1 pseudogene is annotated in these 1,197 nt (G+C 77.6%); it reads right to left on the bottom strand.

From position 1 onward, the window contains the following. Positions 1–22: 22 nt before the first annotated feature. Positions 23–1,197: pseudogene (locus GTW67_RS12075) on the bottom strand (SNF2 helicase-associated domain-containing protein); the annotation flags it as partial.

Genomic DNA, 1,197 nt, shown 5'->3' with positions numbered 1-1,197 from the left:
TCCGCTATCGGGCCGAGCAGTAGCGCGAGTCCTGCCGCGCGCGGGCCCGGCGCACCTCCTCGGGGTCGACGAGGACCCACCGGTCGCGCAGCCGCACCACGGGCCGGTTGGCCTCGGCGAGCCGGTCCAGCTCGTCGCGCGTGAGCTGCTCGCCGCCCAGGGCGAACCACCAGTCGAAGGCGAGCAGCGCGTCGGCGGACAGGAACGACGGCCCACCCTCTCCGAACGACGTCCCGCCCTTTTCGGAGGCCGCGCCCGGCACCGGTTCGCCGTCGGGTGGCCCGACCTCCGCGCGGGTGGTCAGGTCACGGGCCAGTTCCCGCGGCCAGTGCACGTCGACGCCGGCGCCGGCCAGCGCCCGGGTGCCCGCTCCGAGGAGTTCGGTGATCTCCTCGTCGGCCAGGTCGACGGCTTCGGGCACGGCGGCCGACAGCAGCGGGGCCAGCGGCGGCCAGGTCCGTGCCGCACGGCGCAGCGCGAGCAGGGTGTCCATTCGCGCGCGCGTGCCGAACGCGTCGCCCACGGCGCCGGACCACACCTCGGCGGTGTCCGCGACCAGCGCGGGATCGCTCACGCTGTGCACCTGTGGCACGGCCCGGAACGCCGGCGACGCGTCACCGGAGTCGGCCGGCAGGTCCCGCACCTCGACGCGCAGCGACAGCCGTACGCCCGTGTCGTGTCCCGCGGCGACGTCGGCGGCCCAGGAGTGCAGCTCGGGCAGCTGCCGTGGCTCCGCCGCCGCGTAGGCGGGGCCGTCCGTCACCAGCGTGGCGGCGGGGGTGCGGGGGAGCGTGTCGGCGACGGCGTCCAGGAAGGCGCGCACCAGCCGTTCCGGGTCGGGCAGCCGCGGCGGTCCGGCGCCGTCCACCGGGACCGCGTGCGCCTCGGGAGGCATGGCGGCGGCGAGGTGGCGGATCCGTTCGGTGTCCCGCGCGTCCAGCGGGCCCGCGCGCCAGGCGTCGTGGTCGGTTTCGGACAGGCCGGGCAGCAGCAGCCCCCGTGCCACCAGGTGCAGCGCCTCCACGGCGACGGCGCCCCAGAACACGGCCGCCCGATGGCCGGACGCGTCGGCACGCGCGCGCGTGAGGACCGGCAGCGCCTCCCGTACCGGCAGCAGGACGGCGGGCACGCGGGCCGGCTCCACGCCGTCGCCGTCCGCCACCACGACCGTCAGGTCCGTGGCGGACGCCGACGGGA

The organism is Streptomyces sp. SID5910, assembly GCF_009862125.1.
Classification (GTDB): domain Bacteria; phylum Actinomycetota; class Actinomycetes; order Streptomycetales; family Streptomycetaceae; genus Streptomyces.
This window is presented reverse-complemented; position numbering and strand designations above follow the sequence as displayed.